Annotated in this window: 22 protein-coding genes and 1 pseudogene; 4 read left to right on the forward strand and 19 right to left on the reverse strand. The window is 44.2% G+C overall.

Going from position 1 to position 23607, the window contains the following annotated elements; all coding sequences use genetic code 11:
- Positions 1-13 precede the first annotated feature (13 nt).
- The 4 genes from BAE46_RS03860 to BAE46_RS03875 all read right to left on the reverse strand — a co-directional run bounded on the left by BAE46_RS03860 (position 14) and on the right by BAE46_RS03875 (position 5604).
- Positions 14-2038, reverse strand: coding sequence for an SUMF1/EgtB/PvdO family nonheme iron enzyme (locus BAE46_RS03860; protein ID WP_070111788.1), 2025 nt, complete (start codon positions 2036-2038; stop codon positions 14-16).
- A 27-nt stretch (positions 2039-2065) separates the two neighbouring features.
- Complete coding sequence (locus tag BAE46_RS03865) at positions 2066-3508, reverse strand: hypothetical protein (RefSeq protein WP_070111789.1); 1443 nt, start codon at positions 3506-3508, stop codon at positions 2066-2068.
- Between the two features lie 72 nt (positions 3509-3580).
- Positions 3581-4945 carry a hypothetical protein gene (locus tag BAE46_RS03870; RefSeq protein ID WP_158309251.1) on the reverse strand — a complete coding sequence of 455 codons (1365 nt, stop codon included), beginning with the start codon at positions 4943-4945 and terminating at the stop codon, positions 3581-3583.
- Between the two features lie 20 nt (positions 4946-4965).
- Entirely contained in the window at positions 4966-5604 is a 639-nt protein-coding gene (locus BAE46_RS03875; RefSeq protein WP_070111790.1) for a hypothetical protein, read from the reverse strand.
- Between the two features lie 497 nt (positions 5605-6101).
- Here BAE46_RS03875 and BAE46_RS03880 point away from each other — a divergent pair, with 497 nt between their 5' ends.
- The gene (locus BAE46_RS03880; protein ID WP_006002328.1) at positions 6102-6524 is read left to right on the forward strand and encodes a hypothetical protein; all 423 of its coding nucleotides are present in this window, start codon (positions 6102-6104) and stop codon (positions 6522-6524) included.
- 20 nt (positions 6525-6544) lie between these two features.
- On the opposite strand, the gene BAE46_RS03885 is transcribed toward BAE46_RS03880, so the two are convergent.
- Positions 6545-6769 carry a VF530 family protein gene (locus BAE46_RS03885; protein ID WP_070111841.1) on the reverse strand — a complete coding sequence of 75 codons (225 nt, stop codon included), beginning with the start codon at positions 6767-6769 and terminating at the stop codon, positions 6545-6547.
- A 152-nt stretch (positions 6770-6921) separates the two neighbouring features.
- On the opposite strand from BAE46_RS03885, the pseudogene BAE46_RS14975 reads away from it, so the two are divergent.
- Positions 6922-7191, forward strand: a pseudogene (locus tag BAE46_RS14975) (protease HtpX); the annotation flags it as partial.
- 21 nt (positions 7192-7212) lie between these two features.
- Here the strand turns inward: BAE46_RS14975 and BAE46_RS03895 are convergent.
- Positions 7213-7977: a Clp protease/crotonase-like domain-containing protein gene (locus BAE46_RS03895; protein WP_083256784.1), complete on the reverse strand. Its 765-nt coding sequence runs from the start codon at positions 7975-7977 to the stop codon at positions 7213-7215.
- 406 nt (positions 7978-8383) lie between these two features.
- Between BAE46_RS03895 and BAE46_RS03900 the strand changes: the two genes are divergently transcribed.
- Positions 8384-9724 (forward strand): multifunctional CCA addition/repair protein, encoded by a 1341-nt coding sequence (locus BAE46_RS03900; RefSeq protein ID WP_070111793.1) that lies wholly within the window; start codon positions 8384-8386, stop codon positions 9722-9724.
- Here the strand turns inward: BAE46_RS03900 and BAE46_RS03905 are convergent.
- From BAE46_RS03905 to trxC, 3 genes are read right to left on the reverse strand one after another with little or no spacing between them, the layout of a single operon-like run.
- Positions 9661-10809: a flavin monoamine oxidase family protein gene (locus BAE46_RS03905; protein WP_070111794.1), complete on the reverse strand. Its 1149-nt coding sequence runs from the start codon at positions 10807-10809 to the stop codon at positions 9661-9663. The two genes, BAE46_RS03900 and BAE46_RS03905, sit on opposite strands and share 64 nt — an antisense overlap.
- Before the next feature lie 17 nt (positions 10810-10826).
- A complete protein-coding gene (locus BAE46_RS03910) occupies positions 10827-11456 on the reverse strand; it encodes a uracil-DNA glycosylase family protein (protein WP_083256785.1) in 630 nt (209 codons plus the stop codon).
- Complete coding sequence (trxC, locus tag BAE46_RS03915; protein WP_070111795.1) at positions 11457-11885, reverse strand: thioredoxin TrxC; 429 nt, start codon at positions 11883-11885, stop codon at positions 11457-11459.
- Positions 11886-12173: 288 nt separating this feature from the next.
- On the opposite strand from trxC, the gene BAE46_RS03920 reads away from it, so the two are divergent.
- Complete coding sequence (locus BAE46_RS03920; protein ID WP_006002340.1) at positions 12174-13691, forward strand: peptide MFS transporter; 1518 nt, start codon at positions 12174-12176, stop codon at positions 13689-13691.
- An 85-nt stretch (positions 13692-13776) separates the two neighbouring features.
- Here BAE46_RS03920 and BAE46_RS03925 read toward each other — a convergent pair whose 3' ends face one another.
- From BAE46_RS03925 to BAE46_RS03970, 10 genes are all read right to left on the reverse strand, one after another.
- Positions 13777-14448 (reverse strand): 2OG-Fe(II) oxygenase, encoded by a 672-nt coding sequence (locus BAE46_RS03925; RefSeq protein WP_070111796.1) that lies wholly within the window; start codon positions 14446-14448, stop codon positions 13777-13779.
- Positions 14449-14523: 75 nt separating this feature from the next.
- Positions 14524-15564, reverse strand: coding sequence for a class I SAM-dependent methyltransferase (locus tag BAE46_RS03930; RefSeq protein ID WP_070111843.1), 1041 nt, complete (start codon positions 15562-15564; stop codon positions 14524-14526).
- A 138-nt stretch (positions 15565-15702) separates the two neighbouring features.
- On the reverse strand, positions 15703-15975 hold the full coding sequence (locus BAE46_RS03935; RefSeq protein WP_006002346.1) for a type II toxin-antitoxin system RelE/ParE family toxin: 273 nt from the start codon (positions 15973-15975) through the stop codon (positions 15703-15705).
- Positions 15976-15977: 2 nt separating this feature from the next.
- The gene (locus BAE46_RS03940) at positions 15978-16241 is read right to left on the reverse strand and encodes a type II toxin-antitoxin system RelB/DinJ family antitoxin (protein ID WP_006002348.1); all 264 of its coding nucleotides are present in this window, start codon (positions 16239-16241) and stop codon (positions 15978-15980) included.
- A 778-nt stretch (positions 16242-17019) separates the two neighbouring features.
- Entirely contained in the window at positions 17020-18204 is a 1185-nt protein-coding gene (locus BAE46_RS03945; protein ID WP_040519868.1) for a BaiN/RdsA family NAD(P)/FAD-dependent oxidoreductase, read from the reverse strand.
- A gap of 137 nt (positions 18205-18341) precedes the next feature.
- The gene (locus BAE46_RS03950; RefSeq protein ID WP_006002357.1) at positions 18342-18815 is read right to left on the reverse strand and encodes a peroxiredoxin; all 474 of its coding nucleotides are present in this window, start codon (positions 18813-18815) and stop codon (positions 18342-18344) included.
- Positions 18816-18895: 80 nt separating this feature from the next.
- The gene (locus BAE46_RS03955) at positions 18896-19840 is read right to left on the reverse strand and encodes a class I SAM-dependent methyltransferase (RefSeq protein WP_006002359.1); all 945 of its coding nucleotides are present in this window, start codon (positions 19838-19840) and stop codon (positions 18896-18898) included.
- Positions 19833-21911 carry an ATP-dependent DNA helicase RecG gene (gene recG / locus BAE46_RS03960; protein WP_070111797.1) on the reverse strand — a complete coding sequence of 693 codons (2079 nt, stop codon included), beginning with the start codon at positions 21909-21911 and terminating at the stop codon, positions 19833-19835. Before recG ends, BAE46_RS03955 begins: the two co-directional genes overlap by 8 nt.
- Positions 21912-21980: 69 nt before the next feature.
- Positions 21981-22823, reverse strand: a complete 843-nt coding sequence (locus tag BAE46_RS03965) for a mechanosensitive ion channel family protein (protein WP_070111798.1) — start codon at positions 22821-22823, stop codon at positions 21981-21983.
- Positions 22824-22943: 120 nt separating this feature from the next.
- Entirely contained in the window at positions 22944-23606 is a 663-nt protein-coding gene (locus BAE46_RS03970; protein ID WP_006002364.1) for an SDR family oxidoreductase, read from the reverse strand.
- Between the last annotated feature and the right edge of the window lies 1 nt (position 23607).

Here is a 23607-nt window from a genome sequence, read left to right on the forward strand (position 1 = left end):
TCTATTGTAAAGCCTATTCACGGCTATCATAACGGGCAATTCTAAAACCAATCGTTTCTTTCCCCGACGAAGAGAATTCGCGAAATGCCGCACGCAGCTCTCGTAAACGTCCAGTTTCATAATTTCCGCCTTTTATTACCCACGATTCACCGCGCGCTGCCCCTAGGTAATCAAGATGGCGCTTACTCATATCGGGCAAAGAAGTGGTGTAATAATCGTGAACCCATTCACTTACGTTGCCGTCTAAGTCATAAAGGCCAATGCGGTCGGCCTTAAAGCTGCCCACGTCGGCAGGCCCTGCCTTACCATCTTCGTAGTCATCAAAAAAGATAAGCTGGGCGGTATTCATACTTTTGTCAGCAAAATTCCCTTGATTGTCCCGCAGTTTCTCTTGATTGCCCCACACGTATACGGTACTGACAGCGCGTTTCGCTTTTTTGGCAAGCCACTCCCATTCGCCCTCAGTTGGCAGTCTATAACCGTTTGATGAAACATCTGCGCCCATGTAGCGCCCATTATTGAAGCGGTAAAAAACCGGTAAACCTTCTTGCTGACTCAGCCAGTTGCAATATTGCGCCGCCTCTAACCAGCTTATGCCCGTAATGGGTAAGTTAGAATTTACGCCAGTGCTGGCACCCAAAAAAGCACTAAACTGCGTTTGGGTGATTTCTTTTTCAGACACCCAAAATGGCCTTGAGAAATCAAGATCTACTTGATGTTCGTTGCGCCGTCTGCCAGTTTCGTTGGCAGGTGAACCCATGGTGAATGCGTCACCGTTGAACTTACGCATAGCAATACCCAGGGTATTGATGAACAAAGGCTTACCTTCAGCCTTTCTAGCAGCAAATTCAGTGAGCAAGTTTATGTTTACATTATTGGTCTTGTTAGCTTGAGGAGTAAAGCTTGTGCTAGCACTTCTAAAGCCTTGTGCACTGGCTGTTACACTTTGCTTTACCGCTAAAAAACGCGCGCTTACGGGGCTTTTCTGTGTGCTATTACCGTTTATACTCAACGCGGCGGGCACATTAGTGGTAATGGTTACTTGACCATATAAGGGCGTTAAGCTCACGTTTATGCGTGTGGGAGTCTCTTTGTTTACGTTTATGGTATTAATGTAAGACGTATGCCCCGCTTTAGTGTAGTGGATTTTATGCGGCTTATTAGCCGCAAGGTCAATTTGGCCTAAGCTATATTCAATATTGTTAATCAGCAACAAGCCGTTGTTTGGCGACGCGCTAATATTCAGCACACCAGGCTTTGGCAGTAGCTGGTAATTTCTTACAGGCGATAAAGTATTGGTCTGCACTGCAATTGTCTCTTCTATAGTAAGGTAGTCGTCGCTGCTTAGACGCACCGCATATCGGCCACCTTTCGCGGCAAATATCAACGGGGTTTTCCCCTGATTATCGCCGTCTATGTTTACCTCTACTCCTGATGGAAGCGAGTTAATGGTGATTATTCCGCTCACCTCCCCTAACCTAGCCGACAGTTCTACAGTTTGCGCACGCACTAAACTAAGTGATTGTATTGAAGCTGTAAAATAAGGGTTAGTGGCCCTTAACTGATAGCTACCTGGCGCAGTTTTATATTCAAGTTCAGCGCCTATATAAATTAATACACCATCTAAAAACCATTGCGTTTGCGCTAAATATTGCGTTTGTGAGCGGCTGTTTTCGCCTAAAATAACTTGCGCATTAATAACCGCAGGGCTTGGCATTAGCATAATGTCAATTGTGCTGGGGCTTTGATCATTGATACTCACAAGGCTAGGCTCAAACGTGGGTGCACTCACTTTTATGCTCACCTCACCGCCTAAAGTATACACACTGCTGTTACCTACCCAAGCAAAGCCTGATACTAGCTCAATCTTCGCACTGCTAAGTGCGTCGCTAGGCCCCACCAGCACACTAAACCCTTTGATAAAAAACAGCCATAGCCCGAATGCGCCAAGCACCCCCAGCGTTAGCAGGCCTGTCAGCACATACACACCGGCTCCTTTACGTTGCGCTCGTTTAATTTTTGAGTCGATGGGCTGCATAGTCGTGATTATTCTCTTTGGTCTTATTTAAATGCGTTCATCGCATATTAAGGTGAGTGATATGGGCGTATTGGCGTCAACCGTAAATTCAAGGCGTTTATTTCGGTAACCTTGTCGTTGTCCTTGCAATACGTATTTTCCGGGATTCAGAGAAATTATTTTTTGTGCATGCTCGCCCACATGACCTACGCCTACGACTGTAATGTAGGTAAGCCCGTCTGAATTTATGCGCACCTCAACGGGTTTATTATATTCATCAATACTCTTTGCCACATTTTCGATTTGCTGCTGCAAGCTAGGCGACAGTAAAGACGCTAAAAAGGCAGTTTGCACGGCGCTAGACGCTGCCTCTCTTATATTGTCGTCAGCCAATCGCTTGGGCGCAGCAAAAAAAGGGGCAAGTGATTGTTTAGCCGACAGTACTTGCTGCGCTTGGCTTCTATAATTCTGCAAATCTGTGTCACTTGGGTGCTTTGCTAAGGTAGATGACACTAGCGCACTTACCTGCGTCCAGTCATCGTTTTGTGCGGCGCTCTTTATACTCTTTTTTGTCGCGGTTAAGCTTTGCTGGGCCCTAGCCTGATATATTTGCGCGCTGAGTGCTTGCGCCCCTTTACTGTTGGGCTCAATTGCTTGTGCCTGACTCACTAGCTGCTGAGCTTTATTTAATGCGTTTGCACGCAACGCTTGTGCAGCTTGCCCTAAATACTTGGCTAGCTGCTGCTTGTCGTGCTGAGCCTGTGCGTTTGCCAACGTTTGGGCCAACTCACCGCGCAAGGGATCTATTTCAATAATATCGGTAATAACCGCTACCTGCTTAGGCCAATTATTCTCAGACACCGCTATTTTTAACTCTTGCATTAATTTAGAGGCCTCACCAAAGGCATAAATTCTATTTTCTAGTGCCATTGCTTTAATATTACTGGGGGAAAGCGCCAACGCTTTGTTAACCTGCAGCTGAGCTTGCGCCATTTCATCATTGCTAAAGGCTTGTTGACCATTGCTTACATGAAGCGCTATCTGGGCCTGCCATGCATTTATTAGTATAGTTGATTTTTGCGCGAGCTCTTCAATAATCTGGGTCGATTGGACAAAAGCTCCTTGCGCAAAAGCGGTAAGGGCTTGGTCTTTTATTAACGCCAGTTCACTTACTTTGTTAGCCCGAAAGTCAGTCATCATTATTATTTCGTTTATACTGGGCTGGACATTAAGCTCGTATTGAATTAATGCTTGCTTAAAGGCTTCACGAAGCGCTGCCATGTCTGCTTGCGACATACTTACCTCAGCCTGAATTATCTCTGCGTCGATTTTTTCAGCCGGCTCAGCGCTAAGCACGTAGTACAATACAATGCTCACCAGCGTTATTGCAGCAACAATACCCGCGCCGCCGAATAGCTTTGTCTTTTGCTGCTGATGTTGTTTCCTATGCGCCTGAATTTGTGCATCGGCTTTGTTATTCTCGCTTGACACCTATCTATCCTTTTTTACACACAGTGACCAACCAAAGTATCCTTGCTATAAACAAACGATACCTTTATTGCCTTAGAGCTGAACGTCTGGCGTTTTTTCTTCATCAAATACTTTGCGTAAATGCGTTTTCCACTGCATGTACTGTTCCTGTGCGGTACCCTGCAGCTCAACAGTTTCATTTTCAAATTCAATTACCGTGGGGCTAACGCTTAGGTCGAGCGCTTGGCCTTGCTCTTCAATAACTGCGCTTTGTACTTTTAAGCGTGAGTTGTTTTTAAACGCTTCGTTTATCGCCCAGATTGAACCAATACCGGTCGCAATTGCGCCAAGCTCGAACTCAGATGTGTCTCTACCTTTGCTACCTTTAGTGTTGGCGTTTTTGATTAAAATAGCGGTTAGGATCGCACCGCCAATCGCCAAAGCAGTGGATGTATTACGTTTTCTCTGCGCTTCACGCGCCGCAATTACTTCAGGCAGTGTTTCTTCTTGCCAAGTCGCGTAAGCGGAGCGGGTTTGTGCTTGAAACACTTCGAAATTATCCTGCAGGCGGTCAACAAACAGCAGTTCTTGTGCTCTTAAATCTTCTATACGCTGCAGCATTGGATCGTTACCGTCTGGAATACCGGTTAATTCAAACTTGTAGTAGCGCTGCCCGTTTTTGCGTTTGAGCGATGAAGTCAGATATTGCGAGTAATTTTCAGGTGAGTAATAGCGTGCATAGCGCATAAGTGACATGTTCTTTATCGCTTGCTTGTCGCTTGTCGATAATTCAGCCAGCAGGCTCACAACATAGTCGCTGGCTTGATTGAATACGGGCTGATAAGGGTTTTTGCCCGCGTTTTGCTGATCGCGCAGAAATCCGCGAGAGACGGTATGCTCAAATGACCTGTTGCCAAGTATTTCGCCGCTGCTGTCTAGCACCGTTATTTCAATTTCAACTTGCTCACTGTCAGACTGTTTAATTTCGCCCAATACAAATAGATCTGAAGGCGTGCTGGCGCTTGGCACCACGCTGACGCTAGCAAATACTTTTTTATTATCTAAGGCCTCTTTCATTTGGGATGCAAATAACTTCGCTTCGGTACGCCGCAACTGCGGCCAAATGCCGTCTTCTACTAACTCATCACCGTCGATTTCACCGAAGCTATCTAAGGGTAAGCCGGGAGAAAACGTAGGGATCGCGACGTCCAAAAAAATCTCCGCGTTTATAAGCTCTGAGGGAATTTGCGTATTACTGTTAGGCCTAGTTTGTATGTCTGATGGGCCTACGAGTATCGGTGCGTTTCTACTGTTAGATGTTGTGCTTTCACAGCCCGTTATCACCATCGCGGCGCTTAATAGGGCCCAACAACACCAGCTAGCGACTCGTTTGTCAGAACGTGGCACACTGCTGTGCTTCGTTATACGTGATACTAATTGCTTATTCTTTACTATCATCTGTATTCTCTTCAGTATTATTAGCCGCAGGCATAATTGTTGTATTGCTGCCTAAGCCCCTTTAGCATATCAGGATCTTGCGTTTTTGTGATCTCTTGATACAACAGCTTACAAATTATTCGGTCGTTGTCTTTAGGTGCAATGATACCTCTTACAGAAGTTGTAGAACTCTTACCTGAGATGCTAGCGCCTATTCGATTTTGCATTGGCGGTATTTCATCGTTGCCGTTTGTGCCTGCTGCGTTAGCTTCCTCCTGTAAACTGCCCGCAGAGCCGCCGCCTGATTCAGCCAAAGCAGTTTGACCGCTGCCTGCGTCGCTAGCGCCTTGACCCGCTCCACCACCAGGCTTGTTTTGCGCTACCGCACTCACGCAGGTACTGTAACTATCAATAGATGCATACAACGAATCGTCAAGCAGTGCAATACGCTCTTCTTTTGTGAGTAAGGCTTGATTTACGTCATCAAGTGCAACTTGCGTGCATTCGTAGGCCGACGTTAACGGTACTGATGTGCTTTGCCACTCGGACAAAGCCGCTAAGGGATAAACGAAAAAAACCATTGCCACCATGCTTTTGTAAGGTCTCATTCGCGACAAAGTATCCACTAGGCGTATAAAAGAAAAGTCAGCAAAAATATTCTTTTTCTGTTTTTTGTACATGCGCTTCAACTTGTAGTAACTACTTTACAATTAGAATAACACAGTCTTAAAAGGTTCAAATGAGTCAATGAGGTTTGTTTGTTCTGTTGTCAAGAATTAATCAGTGTTTTCATTCTCAACATATTGTTTTATAACATTTGCAATTCGTGGGTCTTACTACACATAAGATGCAACGTCATTACCGCTGACACATTGGCTATTTTATATTGCTTAAACACCGCATTTGGGTAATTACTTTGCTGGCGTTTAATTTCAGCTATGTAGCCTGCACATAGGGGTGTCAAGGCGCTTCATTTGTGAAATGTTTCACCAACTTCAGCAGTGCCGAGTCTGTCTTGTCTTGTCTTGTCTTGAAAAAAAAGACACAGGTGTTGCTCAGTATTGCTTGAAAGTATAAACTTAAAGACGGGGCTGTTTGTCGCCACGGTAAACGTTTTGAATTAGAAAAAACCGACACCTACCTTGGTTTTTTATTGGTGGAATACAGGATACTTTACATGATTAATACCAAAATATATAAAGCCGTTTATAGTTTGTCTGAAAAGCTAATGGCAGCGGCTAGTGCGAACAATCAAGACGCCTTTAATGCACTCTATGGTGAACTAGAAACGCTGTGCATGAAAAACGAAAGCACTGATAAAGACCATCCTGAACAGTGGGAAACCCTTGCTGACTTCACTGAAGAATTAAACGATGCATTAATCGTTTATGAAAAGGCACTTGCAAAAGCCAGCGCGATAAATTCAAAAGACCATATGTCCTCTATCGCATATTCCATGGCGACATTGCAGATTGAGTTAGCACAAACTGGCAAGGCGATTAAAAGCCTGCAAAATGCAAAAATCAGTGCTAATAAAATTGCAGACAAAGAGCTAAAGGCAGAAATTGACGAGCTGCTTGAAAAAACACAAAGAGCCTAACACTACTGCCATCAAATATATTATTTGAAGGTATGCACGAACAAACTTTCCACTTTTTCCCGCGCCCATGGTGTCCGCCTTAAAAACTTGAGACTGGATTTAATAGACGGATCTGACTTAAAACAATTAATATTAATGCGCTGAGCTAAGCCTTCCCAGCCATATTTGCCTTGCAGTTTAGTGACTACTTGCTCAAGCGTTACTCCATGCAGTGGATTGTTAGCTTGCTGATTATTATCGCTCATAAAGTTTACCAAATTAATGTGTTGGTTATAACGTGAAATAAATAACCCGTTAAAGAATGTCATGCACACTGTCTGTGCTTATATTTTTTGTAAATTGGGACTTTTTAAAGCTTCACACGGTCTTATTATAGCGTATTAATTTAGAAACCTTTATGCTTAGAATTATTCTTTTTTTGGGGACCAACATTGCCATTTTAGCCTTGTTGAGTGTTACCTTTAGTTTATTTGGAATACAAGGCTTATTGGCGCACAACGGCGTTGATCTAAACCTTACATCCTTGCTTATTTTTTCAGCGCTTATTGGCTTTGCAGGTTCTTTTATATCGCTGCTTGTTTCAAAGTGGATGGCCAAACGCTCAATGGCTGTGCACGTTATCGAGCAGCCTAGTAACGCCACCGAGCACTGGTTAGTGGAAACGGTGCGCGCTTTACAGTGCAAATATTTACTGAACGCTTACCTCGTATACTTGCCGAAAAAGTGGGTTACTCTGCGGAAGCCAATACCCCCCTTTTACGCTGACATTACTGACGCCAAGTCGGGCAAGAGATTCAAGGCTATAATAAAAACCAAAGTAGTCGTAGGCTTCGTAAATAGCCTGGTAAAGCCCCAGTTGACCATAATAGGGAATGTTTTTATCCATTTGCGGATTTACCCGTGAATACAGTTCATTCTCTAGGAAAATGATATATTGCAGGCGTTCTTGTGGCCCAAATACTTCGCACTTTCCAAATACATTAAGCACTTCGTTTTTAGCGCAGCGTGAATTCGAACGGCGCATTCCCAAATCTTCGCCCTCTTGTTTGACCGAAATAATGGCCTCATAGCCGGCGCGTCCAAAAGTGGCGCCAGGGCTTACCGTCTCAGAATAAGCTTGGCGCATAAGAGAACCGAAATTTGCCTGCTTTGGTCCACCGTGGAAAATCACCAAGGAATTAGGATTGAGTATTTTATTATAAGCCGATAAGAACACATAGTTGGCACAGGAAGAAATGCAAAAATCGATAACTTCTACCGACATTTTGTGTCTGTTAATAAAATTACCTAACATCATGCCGGCGTATAAATCACCGCCTGAACTTCTTATTTTCAAGCGGTCTTTGCGCTGATAGAGCGCAATCACCTGCCTGACCTTTTCGTAGTTTATTTCGCCTGAGTAAATAATTTCACCACTGTCATTTCGACTAACGCCAGATATGCTTTTTTCCAACAGCGAGGAGAAGCCGAAGGTTAATAAGCCCAGCACAAGAAAGAAAAACAGAAAACAGGCAGCTGTTGAGCGTGAGATTTACCTTCTCCAGTGGCTAATTAAGTGAGAATTACTAAACTTATTTTGCTGAAGCCTTGACCGTAAGTTGCGCCTTGCCGACTTTGTACTAATGCGCCTTACCGACTCTGTGCTAAAAAGCTTTATCTTTTGTACTAACATTTTGTAAAACTAGATTGCTAATCGTCATTGAGTTAATTAATAATTAATGTACCGCTAGCTAACAGTCAATACGCTGGTATGCTCTTAGGCACCCTTTTGGTATGTATTTGGCAACCAAAGCACTTGAGTATTCGCTGCTATGAAGCGTACAATCTACGTAAATGAAACGTGATATGAAGCTAACGCTGTGAAACCAGAACAACAGGCATCTTACGAAGCTATAAAGGGTCTTGACAAGGTTTACCTAGTTGGTGGCGCTGTGCGCGATCAATTACTGGGCTTAACATCGCATGACAAGGACTACGTAGTAGTAGGCGCAAGTGCAGCGCAAATGAAAGCTTTAGGTTTCATTCCTGTTGGAAAAGATTTCCCCGTGTTTTTACACCCAGAAACGAAGGACGAATATGCCTTGGCTCGCACCGAACGTAAAGTTGGTGCTGGGTACACCGGGTTTAGCGTAGATGCGAGTCAAACCGTTACTTTAGAAGAAGACTTGGCTAGGCGCGACTTGAGCATAAACGCCATGGCACTTTCGACTAGCGGTGAACTAGTTGACCCCTACAATGGTAAAGACGATCTTGAGCATAAGATCCTTCGCCATACCACAAACGCTTTCACAGAGGACCCTGTGCGAGTACTCCGCCTTGCCCGGTTTTTAGCGCGATACGGTAAACAGTGGCGTATCCATGCTAGCACCAAAAAACTGGTTAAGCAGATGCTGGCGGCAGGCGAACTGCATCATTTAGTGCCCGAGCGCGTGTTTAAAGAGACTGAAAAAGCCCTTAGTGAGCATGAGCCTCAGCTTTATTTCGAAGCATTAAAAGAGCTTGGCGTATTAAGCGTTTTATTTCCAGAACTACACGATATGGTTAACGTACCACAGCCGCCACAGCATCATCCTGAGGGAGACGTGTTTATTCACACCATGCTGGCAGTGAACCGCGCCGCACAGCTTAACTTTGATTTAGCCACCCGCTTCGCTACCCTTACCCACGACTTTAGTAAAGCAGTCAGCTTTCAAGAAAGGGGGGATTTGCTAGGTCATGAAGGCGCTGGAATTGCAGTAATTGACGCATTTTGCGCACGTTTACGGGTGCCAAATAAGCTCAGAGACTTAGCCAAACTGACCAGCTTGAACCATTTACACTGCCATAGGCTGTTTGAACTAACACCTAAAACCTTGCATAAAGTGATTATTGACAGCATGAACGCGCTGAAACAGCCTGAAAGATTTACGCAGTTTTTACAAGCGTGCCAGTGCGACGCTCAAGGGCGCGGACCGACTCTCATTAACAGTCCCTATCCGCAGCGTGAATATGCCCAATATTTGCTTAATGCACTTCAAGGCATCAACACCAAAGCCGTCGTAAAGCAGGCCATAGGGGAAGGCAAAACAGGTCCAGATTTAAGTGAAGCAGTTCGCATTGCTCAGATTCAATGTATTAAAGAAGCGGCTAGAATATTTCATAACCGACCTTCGAGTTTTAACAAGGCGGCATTAGCCGCAATTAAAGCGCCTTCCAAATAGCCCGCCTCTGCGCTTGCAAACTCACTGCCAGCAAAATATAAATTTTCATTCAATAGCGCATTTTCGCAGGCTTGCATGTCTATTTGGGGGTGTCGTGAGCCTTCTGACTGATCTTGACCGGTGCAGATTTCGGTATCGCTCGCCCAATCTTTTATATAACATTTTTCGAAGCGATACGCATCGTGTCCGAAAATATCAGCAAGTTGTTTAAGGCAAGCTTGTTTTAGCGCCTTTTGCGACAGTTGTAGACGCTGCGTGGCTGGAATACCAATAAATCCGAACAAAGCAAACCCTCGGGTTTGAGAGCAACACGCATCGTGAATTTCAACAATAGGACCAACTTGGCTGAACACTTGTCCCGACAGGCCTTTTTCTCGCCAAAACGGAGTGGGATAAGTTACAAGCACTTTGGCTTGCGCCGCCATCCATGTTTGCGAGTACCCTAGCTGTTGCTGTAGTACATTGTTCATCCAACTAGCTTTGCTAAAATCACGTGCAATAATGCGCGGCGGCAGTGCAAATATAATATGCTGGCAAGTGATCTGCGACTCTTTAGCGTTAGCAACGAAATTTACACGCCACCTATCACTTTGTTTAGTAACGCTCGTCACTCTATGCTTGGCATGTAAATTTTCAGAATTAATGTTGCTTAATAATGCTCGTATAAGGGAATAGGAGCCGCTTTTGATTCTATATAGAAGCTGAGCCTGTGTGTTAGATATTCTTCTAGGCTCTTTTATGTTTTCGAATTGATACAGCACATCTCCACTGGCATGTTGCTCAAATAAGCAAAGGCCCATACGCATAACGAGTTCTTGCATAAGTAAATGGTGAGGGAAAATCCATGCTGGACCTACATCATAGAATTGAGGAGCAAATACGCCGATTTGCTCGCCGCTTTCTACCACGTCGCCCGATGCACCTTGCACACCCTTGCCCAACGCAACCGGTACCCCTGCCACACGGCCGCCAAATAAAGGCTTGGCGTCGAACAGCTGATAATCTATTCCGCGTGATTCAAGTTGACTCGCGGCGTAAAGCCCTGCTAAGCCTCCGCCTACTATCGCTACATCAGTACTTCGCATGCTATCTCTATACTTTGCTAGTTTTTATCTAACAACAACTTTATACGCTGCTGCAACACGGGTATAACTTGATCTTCAAACCACGGATTCTTTGTTACCCAAATATTGTTGCGTGGACTCGGATGCGGCATAGGTAGTTGCTCAGGCCAGTAGTTTTGCCACACTTTAACCGTTTCGCTAAGCGTAGACTGCCTCGCCTTTTGTAAATGCCATGCCTGTGAGTAGGCCCCTATAAGCAGTGTTAACTGAATATTCGGCAATAAAGCTAGAAGGTCGCCGCGCCATATGCTTGCACATTCCTTAGTGGGCGGAAGATCACCCGATTTACCGCGTCCAGGGTAACAAAACCCCATCGGCAGTATTGCAACATGTCGTGGATTAAAAAAATCAGCCTCACTTATTCCCATCCAGCGCCTTAAGCGCTCTCCGCTTTTGTCTTTAAACGGTACGCCTAGTGCATGCGCTACGCTGCCCGGTGCTTGACTGGCAATTAAAATTTTGGCTTGGGCGTGGACTTGCACTATTGGATTTGGACCTAGGGGCAACTTACTCTCGCACACATTACAAATAGCCACTTTTTCTAGTATGCGGCTAAGCTTTTGCTGCGTGCGCGCTATTGCGTATTCACTGGCAGACTTTACCTGCAATTATAATTTATCCACACACTGCACAATAAACTGCTTTAGCTGATGTTCATTAAGCGCCCCCGATATACGCTCAATCTCTACTCCCTTATGGAAAAATATGAGTGTGGGAATTGAACGGATCCGCACTTGTGTGCCTGTTTTCTCAGCGTGTTGAGTGTCTAGTTTGGCAAAGAGTAAATCGGTAGATTCAGCGGCAACCTTTGTAAAGGTCGGCGCCATAGCCTTACACGGGCCGCACCAATCTGCCCAAAAATCAACAATAATAGGCAAGTCATTCTTTTCAATATAGCGATCAAAACTGGCATCATCTAAATTGACCGGTTTACTACTAAACACAGGCTTCTTGCATTTCCCGCAGTTTGCTTCGGCAGTAGTTTTGCCCTGAGGTATTCGGTTTATTGCGGCGCATGATGAACACACTATATGCATATTGTTTCCTTTATATAAATAGCACCATCATTTAAACGATATGTTTTCGGCCCTAGGCTTACGGTACTTTATTTGAGTCCCTGTGTCTTTAAGAGACTGTTTTTTAAGTGCTCATATTTAGTTACTATCTTTGGCGCACTATGGTTTAGATATTTAAATACGCCCTCGGCAACCACTGTAGTGCGAGTTTGCAACAGCGCATAATGAAATTTAACAAACTTGCATGCGCTTGGACTTCGGGTGCATAATGCGCTACTCAGTATAATAAAAATAAAAAGGAAGCATTTAATGCAATCCCCTGATACTGGTCATAGACAAATAGACCGTACTCACGACACTCGATTTTTTGGCCACCCCCTTGGATTATCAACATTAGCTTTTACTGAAATGTGGGAGCGCATGAGTTACTACGGCATGCGCGGGCTTTTAGTTGTGTTTATGGCCCTTGCGGTTCAAGAAGGTGGTTTTGGTCTTACCGAACAATCGGCTAACGCAGTGTATGGCCTTTACACCGGCGCCGTATATTTTACCGGTTTACTTGGCGGCTGGATGGCCGATCGCCTCATTGGCGGGCAAAAAGCGGTTTGGTATGGTGGCATTATCATTATGTTTGGCCATATTTCACTGGCCATACCCGGCACCAATACGTTTTTCTTTGGCCTTATATTGGTTGTATTAGGCACCGGCTTATTAAAGCCAAACATTGGCGCCATGGTGGGTCAACTTTATTCAGATATAGACCAGCGACGTGACAGCGGCTATACGCTTTATTATTTAGGCATAAATATTGGGTCTGCTATTGGCGGAATAGTATGCGGTTATATGCAGATTGAATATGGCTATCACGCTGCTTTTGGTGCCGCGGCCGTGGGCATGGGCATAGGCTTAATACAGTACAAGCTAAGCGCGGCGAATATAACGGCGGTGTTCGACAAACCCACGGTAAAAATGTCGAGCAAAGCGGTAAGGTTAAGCTGGTCTATTATAGCCGGTTTAATGATGGTACTGGCCATTGTGACCGTGCTTGCCATGATAGGATCAATTACAATTAACCCTATTGCAATTACGGGTTACATTGCCACCATCGTTTTTTCTATCTTTATTTTATATTTTGCGGGCATTTTCTTTAAAGGTAATCTTAGCGATTCAGAAAAAAGAAACGTCGGCGCGCTATTTCTGATTTGTATTGCGTCTATCTGCTTTTGGGCTGGCTTTGAGCAAGCGGGCTCTTCGTTTAATTTCTTTGCTGAGAATAATACTGACAGAATGCTTGGCTCTTTTGAAATACCCACGCAGTGGTTTCAGTCACTAAACCCAATATTTATTATTGTTCTATCGCCTTTTTTTGCCGCACTATGGATAAACTTAGCCAAGAGAATGATAGTGCCCAGCTACAGCGTAAAATGCGCCATTGGCCTAATTATTATGTCGACTGGCTTCTTTGTTATGTTCTTTGCCGCGCAGTTTGCCGCTGGCTCAATGAAGGTTGCGCCTTCTTGGTTAGTGGCTACTTACTTTTTGCATACCGTGGGTGAGCTTTGCTTAAGTCCGGTCGCCTTAAGCGCAGTAAGTAAACTTTCACCTAGACGTTTTGCGGGTCAGCTAATGGGCGTATTTATACTTACCTACTCAATTGGCAGCCTTGCAGCTGGCTTACTTGCAGGGCTCGTTAATGCGGGCGATGCGGTAGTGGAACCTTCGGTATATATGAAAGTTGCTTTATTTGGCACTGCTGCAGGCATCATATTATGGTTGTTCTCGTTTAAAACAAGGCAGTGGGAAAAAGTGGAAGGTAAAGAGCTTTAATACTGACTGCGTGAGAACCACTATTAAAAACGAGAAAAGGGTAATGTTAGCGACATTACCCTTTTTTACGCCGGCTTATTATGTATTATAAAGGCGGGTCAACCTGCTCACGCGTACTGGTATTCACCCTAAACCAGCCAGCAATGGAGTAGCGGTCACGCTGCGCTGGTTTAACTTCATGTTCAAACTCTTCGCTTAAAAACAAGACTAGGGTCCCGTATTTTGGCAGTACTTTAATACCCTCAGGATTGCCAGGCTGATTATAAATAACCAGTTCACCGCCCTGCGTGTCTTGCCACTGAGGATTCAAATATGTCACCAGAGACAACACTCTATTAGCTTGACCTTTAAAAGCGTCTACATGCTTTTTGTAATAATTGCCTTTAGCATAATGAGAGAAATGGCTTTCAAAAGAAAATAAGCCCATCAATAAATGCCTGTTTAAATATAGCTGTAGTGCTTGCGTCCATTTAAGCCATTCTTGGCCTGCAGGGCTGTCACCGTAAATCCACAAGGTTTTATCGTTGCGTATTTGTGCATTTAACTGCTGATTAGATTCACGCCCAACGCGTGCTAGATTAAATTTGTATTGCGGTAAATTAACGACATGGGTATGTAGAATGTCAGTAAGCCCCAGGGGCAATGCATTCACTTGGATACTATATCCGTCATTGGCAAGGTCGTTAACAATTTTGGCAAAAAGCGCATCGCTAGAAGCTGCGCTTTTTGTTGGATATTGCTGAAGTAGTAGAGTCACGTTTATTACTACGCATTTTTATTTCGTTTTACGCCTTTTTTAATATTTGTGCAATGTTATTCGGTGTAAGTTGTTTTAAAGCTTACCTTGTGGCACGTCTACGCTGGCTTCATGCTGCAATTGCAACTCGTTCACCGATACAGTGTGTTCACCGTCTGAAATTGACCAGCTCCAAAACTGTTCTTTGCCTACCTGCTCTGTTAAGGGCGACAGGGTAATAGTCAAGCTACGTGAGGGGTTTACCGTAAATGGTGTGGGTAGGGGAAATAAAATTTGGTCCCAATGCGTGGGGATGTCTTTAGGGCCAGTACCAAACTGAATACCGGGGCTTAACTGCGCGCTAAACCAGCCGCATAGTGCGTATATGCTTGTTTTTTCGCTTGGGCTTAGCGTAGCGGTAAATACTCTTGGCCTATCACTTTTTGTGATAGTGTGCATATTAAGAGAGCCCATATCGGCAATACTGTCTAGCAAGCTTTCTGCATCAAAAGCGACCAGATCAGACTGCTGAAAAGGAACATGAGCTATAGGCGAAAAATCTAAGTCGTAGGGTTTGTCTTGCAAAAAACGTAAATCTTCCAGAACATCTTCATCATTCACAAGCCCCACGTGAAGGCTGAGCTGGGCGGGGATCATTACACCGCCTTCAGCCAAGAATCGGTCTCTTACTGTAAGTAAAGGCTCAAGCATTGCCTCATAAAATAAGCAGTGGCCCATCCATTCTGACACTATCACATCTACCTTTTCGTCAAGCCGCAGCGTTTCGTGGTCGTCGTGATAAAAATCAATATTTTTAAAACCGTTTGCAAGGGCTATATTTTGTGCATTTTTAATAAAAGGCGAGCGATCTACCGCGATGACTTTTGCCGCACCGGCGCGCGCTGCAAACATAGATAGCACGGCGCTGCCGCAGCCAAAATCAAGCACCGTGTGCTGAGGCTTCACCACCGCGTTTATCGATTTTTCGTAAGCTTCGGTGCGGATAATATCTTGCAGCATGACTTTGTGCATGGCCACATCGCGATAAGACATGCGGTGTAGGCCACCGCTGCCGTCAGTTTTATTGGCGCTTATATCGGCTTTTGCCATGTCTTTTAAGTGAATAGTTTTCGTCATTGCAGTCTCACGATGTAATTTGAGCCGTATTTTAGCAGGACACGGGCTTTGCATATAGTGTTTCTATGCAAGCTATTAAGCGAAATGAAAGCTTATGCACATTGCCTATAGGAAGTTAACTCAGACGCGATTTTCTCATTAGTTAAATAAATCGCTATGTGAACCAATTCGAGCAAGTTTTAATGTATTAGAATCAACTTTGTAGATTAGCACTAAATCCGGTTTTATGTGGCAGTCCTTGAAGCCTAGCCAATTTCCAGATAAGTTATGGTCCACATATTTAGCGGCTAGAGAATTGCTTTTTTGCAGTTCAGAAATTATTCCACAAACTTCAATCACGTCAGTAATTGGCATTTTAGTAATTTTTTTAAAGTCCTTTTTAAATTGTGACGAATACTCTAAACCACACATACTTAGTGATTATCCAGTTCTTTAATTAATTGATTAATATCAGTTGCAGTATGACCACCGCCGTATTCAAGCTCTTGAATGGCTGCCATGGTATTTAGATTTGCTTGTTTAGTCTTCACCTCAAATGGGATTCCGCCGCTATTGATAACAGCCTTTGCGAACATCTTTATTGCTTGAGAAGGGCTTAAGCCAATCTCGTCACATATATTGATAAACGCTGTTTTAGTTTCTTGGTCAATACGGGTACTTAGCATTTCTGTTTTCATTTACGGAGCCTTTTATTGAATTTGTAATGCAATGTATTACAAAAGATACATTAATACAGACAACTAGACAATCTATCTTAGGTGTCTTGCGTTGAAAAATTGCTATTTCAGACAGAGCACCCGATGAAATTATGGCAGACCTTTTAGTAAAGAGATCAATGAGTGAAAACCTATAGGCTTACAAAGAGTGCTGAAAAAGACTTAGAAAGAATCTAATTTGATGACGCCTCGGTTTTTTATGCACACATGCTGCGCCGAAAGTCCTGTCATTTTATGCACCGCATTCTCTGGACTCAAGACATTTAAAAACGTTTTCATTAAATTTATTGTTCGTAATCATCGCTAACTTTGCAAATCCCATTGGTGACAGACTTCGATTGCAGTTAATCTGAGCCAGAACACGTTCGACTGGCGAAAAAAACCGTTAAAATAACAAATTCGGAACTTATAAGAAACGGCAATCAACCAACAGAACAACTAAGAAAAAATCAATTATACGAACGCTATTCACACCTTGGTAAACGCAACTTTCTGAAATATGGATATAAGGCCGTTGATATAATGAAGTCTAATTCAATCAAAAAGCAGCTAAAACCAATGTGGTCAAGGCTTCAAAAAGAAATGGATAAGTAAAAATTTGGCTTTTCATATAAAAAAGCAAAGACCAAATAAAATGTAGTCTCAAAAAATCAATTATAACAATGAATAATGTGTATTTTTGTCCGTTTAAATTCTATAAATTTAGGCAAAATTATCCATTTACCATCTAATAAAACAACTACGCATTCATCCCCGCCACATATCCACTGCTCCACGCCCACTGAAAGTTATATCCCCCTAACCAGCCGGTTACATCAACCGCCTCGCCAATAAAGTACAGGTTCGGATGAGACTTCACTTCCATTGTCTTTGAAGATAGATGATCAGTGTTTACCCCGCCAAGCGTGACCTCAGCGGTTCTATAGCCTTCTGTGCCATCGGGTCTAATATTCCAATTATGCACAAGATCCACAAGCCTTGCCTGCTCTTTATGGCTTAGCTGCTTTATAGGAACATTTTCAAACTTGTGCAAATCAATAAAGGTTTCTGCAAATCGTTTAGCGAACTTGGTCGCCAGAAGGTTTTTAAGCGACACATTAGGCTGCGTAGATATTGATTCATTTAAGAAGGCACCAAAATCATCCCCTGGATATAAGTTTATAAACACTTCTTCACCCGGATGCCAATACGATGAAATCTGCAAAATAGAAGGACCCGACAAACCGCGATGGGTAATCAGCATGTCCTCTACAAACGACTTATTTGGGGTAGACACTTCAACCGGGATTGAAACGCCTGATACTTCTGCCAATGGCGTTTTAAGCTCTGGCGGCAAGGTAAAGGGCACAAGGCCTGCGCTGGTGGGCAACACTTCAAGCCCGAACTGCTTGGCAACTTTGTAGGCGAATGGGCTTGCCCCGAGCTTGGGCATAGACAATCCGCCTGATGCAATAATTAAGCTTGTGCAGGTGTAAGTGTGCTTATCAGTGGTAACACTATAGCCACCCTGCTCGCGTGCTTTTACTTCGCTAATATCGGTTTGGTAAGCAAAGGTCACGTCGTTTTTTTCGCATTCTGATACCAGCATGGCCACAATTTCTTTGGCTGAGTCGTCGCAGAACAATTGTCCCAGAGATTTTTCATGGTATTTAATTTTGTACTGTTCTACTAAGGCGATAAAGTCCCATTGGGTATATTGGCTTAGCGCCGATTTGCAAAAGTGGGGGTTTTCGCACAGGTACTTTTCAGGCTCAATGTAGTAATTGGTGAAATTACTGCGGCCACCGCCCGATATGAGTATTTTTTTACCCGGTCGTTTGGCATGATCAATCAGCAATGTTTTACGTTTACGGCTGCCTGTGGTAGCGGCGCATAATAGGCCTGCCGCCCCTGCACCAATGACAATTACATCAAAATTCACTATTTATTTCTCGTATAAATTTAACGCGGGGATACTAACATTTCTGGACAAAGAGGTTTAGCGCTTACCTAACTATCATGTAAAAATAAAAAAAGCGCCTGGCAACTTAATGCTCAAACGCTTCATTGATACTGCAAAAATTATAAGGACTGAAGCATCGTTTCTGCGTCAGACACATCAAATTTTCCTGGCGCTTCCACGTTTAAGGTTTCCACTACGCCATTATCTACAAGCATGCTATAGCGCTGTGAACGCTGGCCACCAAAACTGTCGGTGTCCATATCAAGGCCAATTTTTTTGGCGAAATCACCGTTACCATCGGCAAGCATAGTGAGGTGTTCGGCGTTTGAAGCTTTGCCCCATGCGTCCATCACAAAGGCGTCGTTAACCGATAGGCAAAGAATGCTGTCCACGCCTTTTGCATGCATTTTATCTGCAAGGGCTACGTAACCGGGTAAATGTGATTCTGAACAAGTGGGTGTAAATGCACCAGGCACAGCAAACAAGACTACTTTTTTGCCTGCAAATAAATCGTTTGTGCTGGGGTTTTTCATGTTACCGCCAGCAATGGTGCTAAAGGTTGCTTCAGGTAATTTTGCGCCTACTTCAATCATGTTAATTCCTTAAGTTTAGGTGGGGTTTACTTAATCTATGTAAATACGCTCTTTAACAATTAAACGAGCATTAAGTTGCGTTACTGATTTAGCAAATATACATCAAAACGATGCTTTTTCGAGCTTATTGCCATATTTGGCTGCAAAGCGTGATCATTTTCTACATTTGGCGCACCTGCGGGTCTTTTAATTACGATCCTTTGAGGTGCAAAGTTTATAGCTGCGGTTAATAGATCGGCGCTGTCTTGGTCGGGGCCCAGTAAAAGTTGAAATGCACGCATCTCTTTTTTCACCAGTGCCGATTTTTTCTTATGTGGAAACATAGGGTCTAAATATACGACATCTGTTTGCGTCTTTTGCGCCGAATTATTCTTAAGATACAGTATTGCGTCTTGCTGCAGTAAACAAAGACGCTCACATATTGACAAACACTCTAGATTCTCGCCCGACTCACCTGCAACTTGCGCTCGCACTAGAGCGTCATCAAGCAGTGCGCTGATAACACCGCTTCGCTCAATCATCGTCACATTTGCGCCCACACTTGCCATTACAAAACTATCGGTGCCCATGCCGGCGGTGCAGTCTACAACATTTACGCTGTGCTTACCCTTTATCCCAATGGCTTTGGCAATTGCTTCGTTGCGGCCTCCGCCATGCTGCTGGCGATATTGCAAATTAGCGGCGCCAAAGTCAACCATAATATCAGACCATGAGGGCTCACTAGAAAGGCGCAATACAAGTCCCTGAGTAGTAAAAACTAGCTGCCACTGCGCTTGGGAAAACTTCTGCTTTTGCTTGTTTGCAGGTATAGTGTGTACTTGCAAACCAAGTTTTTTACTGAGCAGTTTTGCGCGCTCATCAGCGTTAATACTGCCACTGTCTTCAACCAATATAACGGCATTATTTATTAGAGGCTGCTTGTCTTGTTGAAGCACATCCCCAGGCGATTTACGCATAGAGCTGTTATCACTTATCTGCGACGCTTTGTCGGTTGAATGGCTCACCTGCTTAGATTTTTTACGCATTTGAATATTCACCTTTGTAAGCCAACCATCGGTTAATTAAAGCCGCTGATTGCTTGGGATGATCGCGCCACATGGTGACCGCTAATTCTTTAACCTGTGGAATGAGCGCGGCGTCGCGCACTAAGTCTGCTATTTTAAGATCAGCCACGCCCGTCTGCTTAGTGCCTAACACTTCACCAGGACCGCGTATTTCTAGGTCTTTTTCAGCAATATAAAAGCCATCGTTTGACTCGCGCAGCACGCCCAAACGTTTAGAGGCTGTTTTTGACAGCGGGCTTTGGTACATAAGTACGCAATGGCTTTCTATTGATCCCCTGCCCACGCGTCCTCTAAGCTGATGCAACTGCGCTAAGCCTAAGCGCTCAGGGTTTTCTATAATCATTAAGCTCGCGTTAGGCACATCTACCCCGACTTCTATTACGGTAGTGGCCACTAACAAATCCAAGGCGCCCGATTTGAAGCTGTCCATTACCTCCAGCTTTTCTTTAGGTTTTAAACGGCCGTGCACCAGCCCTACTTTTAAATCGGGCAGCGCATTAACGAGCGCGGCTGCGGTATCTTCAGCTGCTTGGCACTGCAGCATATCCGACTCTTCAATAAGCGTGCATACCCAGTAAATTTGGCGCCTTTGAGCAACGGCGAATGAACGTACTCTTTCAATAATATCGCTGCGCCGAGTGTCTGGCAGTACCACCGTTTTAACCGGTGTACGATTGGGCGGCAGTTCATCAATAATGGAAGTATCGAGGTCGGCATATGCGGTCATTGCGAGGGTTCGCGGTATAGGGGTTGCGGTCATAATGAGCTGATGCGGATATTTCCCGAGCACCTCACCTTTTTTACGCAATGACAAGCGCTGATGCACGCCAAAGCGGTGTTGCTCATCTACTATCACCAGAGCAAGGCTTTTATAGTTCACCGCTTCTTGAAAAACAGCGTGGGTGCCGGCCAAAAATTGTATTTCACCAGACGCAAGCGCCTCTAAAGTAGCCGTGCGTGCTTTGCCTTTTAGCTTGCCGGCTAACCAGCCTACCTTTATGCCAAGCGGCGTTAACCATGCATCAAAGTTTTTCGCATGTTGTTCGGCCAGTAATTCGGTAGGGGCCATTAACACGACCTGATAGCCTGCACTAATAACTGACAGTGTTGCCAGTGCAGCCACTAGCGTTTTGCCCGAACCAACATCGCCTTGTACTAAGCGCATCATGGGCTGGCCACGGCTGAGGTCTCTTTCTATCTCATTAACCACTCTTGACTGCGCGCCAGTAGGTGAAAACGGTAAATTAGCCAAGAATTTAGTTTTAAGCGCAGCGTCTAGCGTAATCGCAATTGCAGGATCAATATCAGACTGCGCTCTTAGTTTCAACATACTTAACTGGTGCGCCAATAACTCCTCAAGCACTAAGCGTAACTGAGCGGGGTGTTGACCTTCATCGAACATCGCAAGATTTACATCGGGTGATGGTCGATGAACCATGTGCAGTGCATCAAGCAAGCCTAACTGCCCTGAATATAAGCCCGCTGGCAGCAGGTCAAGTAATGCACCTTTGTCTAACTGCGCCAAGGCTTGTTCACTTAACTTACGTAAGGTAATTTGATTAACGCCTTCGGTGGTGGGGTAAACCGGCGTTAGATGTTCTTCCATTTTAATGTTTGCTGTGTCGGTCACGACTTTATATTCTGGGTGCATGATTTCCCACATACCATTGTTACTTGCGCGTACCTCACCAAATGCGCGAATAGTGGTGCCCTCTTTAAAGCTGTTTAGCTGGGCCGCCGAAAAGTGAAAAAAGCGTAAGTTAACAATGTCGCTGCCGTCAGACACCTGCACAATTAACATGCGTTTACGACCATACTTTATTTCTGCATTAAGTACCTGCGCAACAATGGTGGCGTGAATACCCGCATATAAATCGGCAATTAAATACACGCGAGTGCGGTCTTCATACCTAAGCGGTAAATGAAAAATAACGTCTTGAAGGTTTTTGAGGCCTAGTTTAGCCAGTTTTTCAGCTACTTTAGCGCCTACGCCTTTTAGGGTAATAACCGAGGTGTCGGTTAACGACTGCATGCATTACATCTGTGTGGTGGTGAGAATATGCTAAGAGTATCAAACCCTTGATTTTTCGCCAACTGTTCTTCAGCCCTGCCCTGCTTTATTCTCACCATCTGTCTTTATTTTCAGCTCGTACCACATTTTCATAAAATCAGATGTAAGCTTGTGTTCAAGTGAAAGGGCTAATTCAGTGGGGCAAAACAAGGTGATTCGTACTCTAAAATCGCCTATATCGGTGGTGCTGAAGCGTATTTCAGGCTCGGGGCCTGAAATGACAGCATCGAGCTTGCGCTCAATAATTGAATTGTATCGCGCGGCTACTTCACTAAATTCTTCACAGTATAGATTGGCTCGGTTTAGCAGCTCATCGTATAAAGGAAAGCCGTTATAGTTTTCGGTTTTTACAATGGTAAATGAGTGAGTAACGTAGCGTTTGATAAAATTGAGGTTTTTTATGGTGCTTATCACAAGTTTGCTATTGGGCACCGAAATGGTCCGTCGTGTAATCTGATAGGTCTTCATGTCAATTTCTAACAAGCGGGTTTTCACCCAGTCTATTTCAGCTACTTCGCCACAGTCGCCGTCTATTTGGATCCAGTCACCTTCCCTGAAAGGTCGAGTGCTAATTAAATACAAGAACCCAATAATAGATTGTATAAATTCGCGCATGGCGAGCACAATAGCCACAGCAAACGCGGCAATAGACAACGCAAAGTTTTGGATTTCGGCTGACCAAATAAGCAGTAATAGCAGCACGCTTATTAAATTTATAACATGGCGAATGCTCTGAGAAATATGCTTATTTTCACGCTGTTTGCGGCTGCGGGTTTTACGTGCAAGCACACTTATTAAGAACTTTATCAAGGCGGCAACCAGTAATATGGCAACTGACAGCAAAGCGGTATGGTTTAATATTTCAACGAGCATAACTACCTGAGTGGAACAAAGTTTGTCTAAAAGATGATTAGGTACACAATAAATTCAAGCAATAGGATAGCATAAATTTAGGCTAGAATAATCCTGTTTACTCAAGGAGGTGTACTTTGACTACCAAGGTAAAACTTCACCGTTTGAATGCCAAAAAGTACCCGTATTACTCATGTCCAGTCCTTCAATGCGCTTAAGCAAACGTTCTACAGAAACAGCAGCGGTAATATCCCCGTTATTATTTACCATATCGGTTTGCACATAGCCTGGGTGCAACAAAGCAACAGCAACCTCCTGCGCTTTTAAATCATGCGCCAGTGACATACCTGCAATATTCAGCGCAGCCTTCGACATACGATAGCCATACCGGCCGCCCGTTGTATTGTCGCTTACCGATCCCATTCGGCTAGATATAAGGGCTACTTTGGCGCCCCTACCGAGTTGCTGTCTTAGTATTTGCGTGACGAGTAAAGGCCCCACCGCATTAACCCGAAATTGGTATTCAATGTTGGCCGCCGACATATTATCTAAACTTTCGTCGGTTAATACGCCTGCGTTGTTAATTAACAAATCAATTTTTACACCCCGCAGTGCCGACAGCCGTTGCTCTAAGTCATCAGCATTACCTATATCAACATGTTCAATCACTACCGCTTTAGTGCTATTAAGCTCTTCGCTAGTGCTGCGACACAGTGCGTACACCTTATCGCCTTTAGCTAAATACTGCTTTACAAACTCAAGGCCAATGCCACGATTAGCGCCAGTAATGACGACAACTGCCATA

Source organism: Glaciecola punicea (genome assembly GCF_001756615.1).
GTDB lineage: Bacteria > Pseudomonadota > Gammaproteobacteria > Enterobacterales > Alteromonadaceae > Glaciecola > Glaciecola punicea.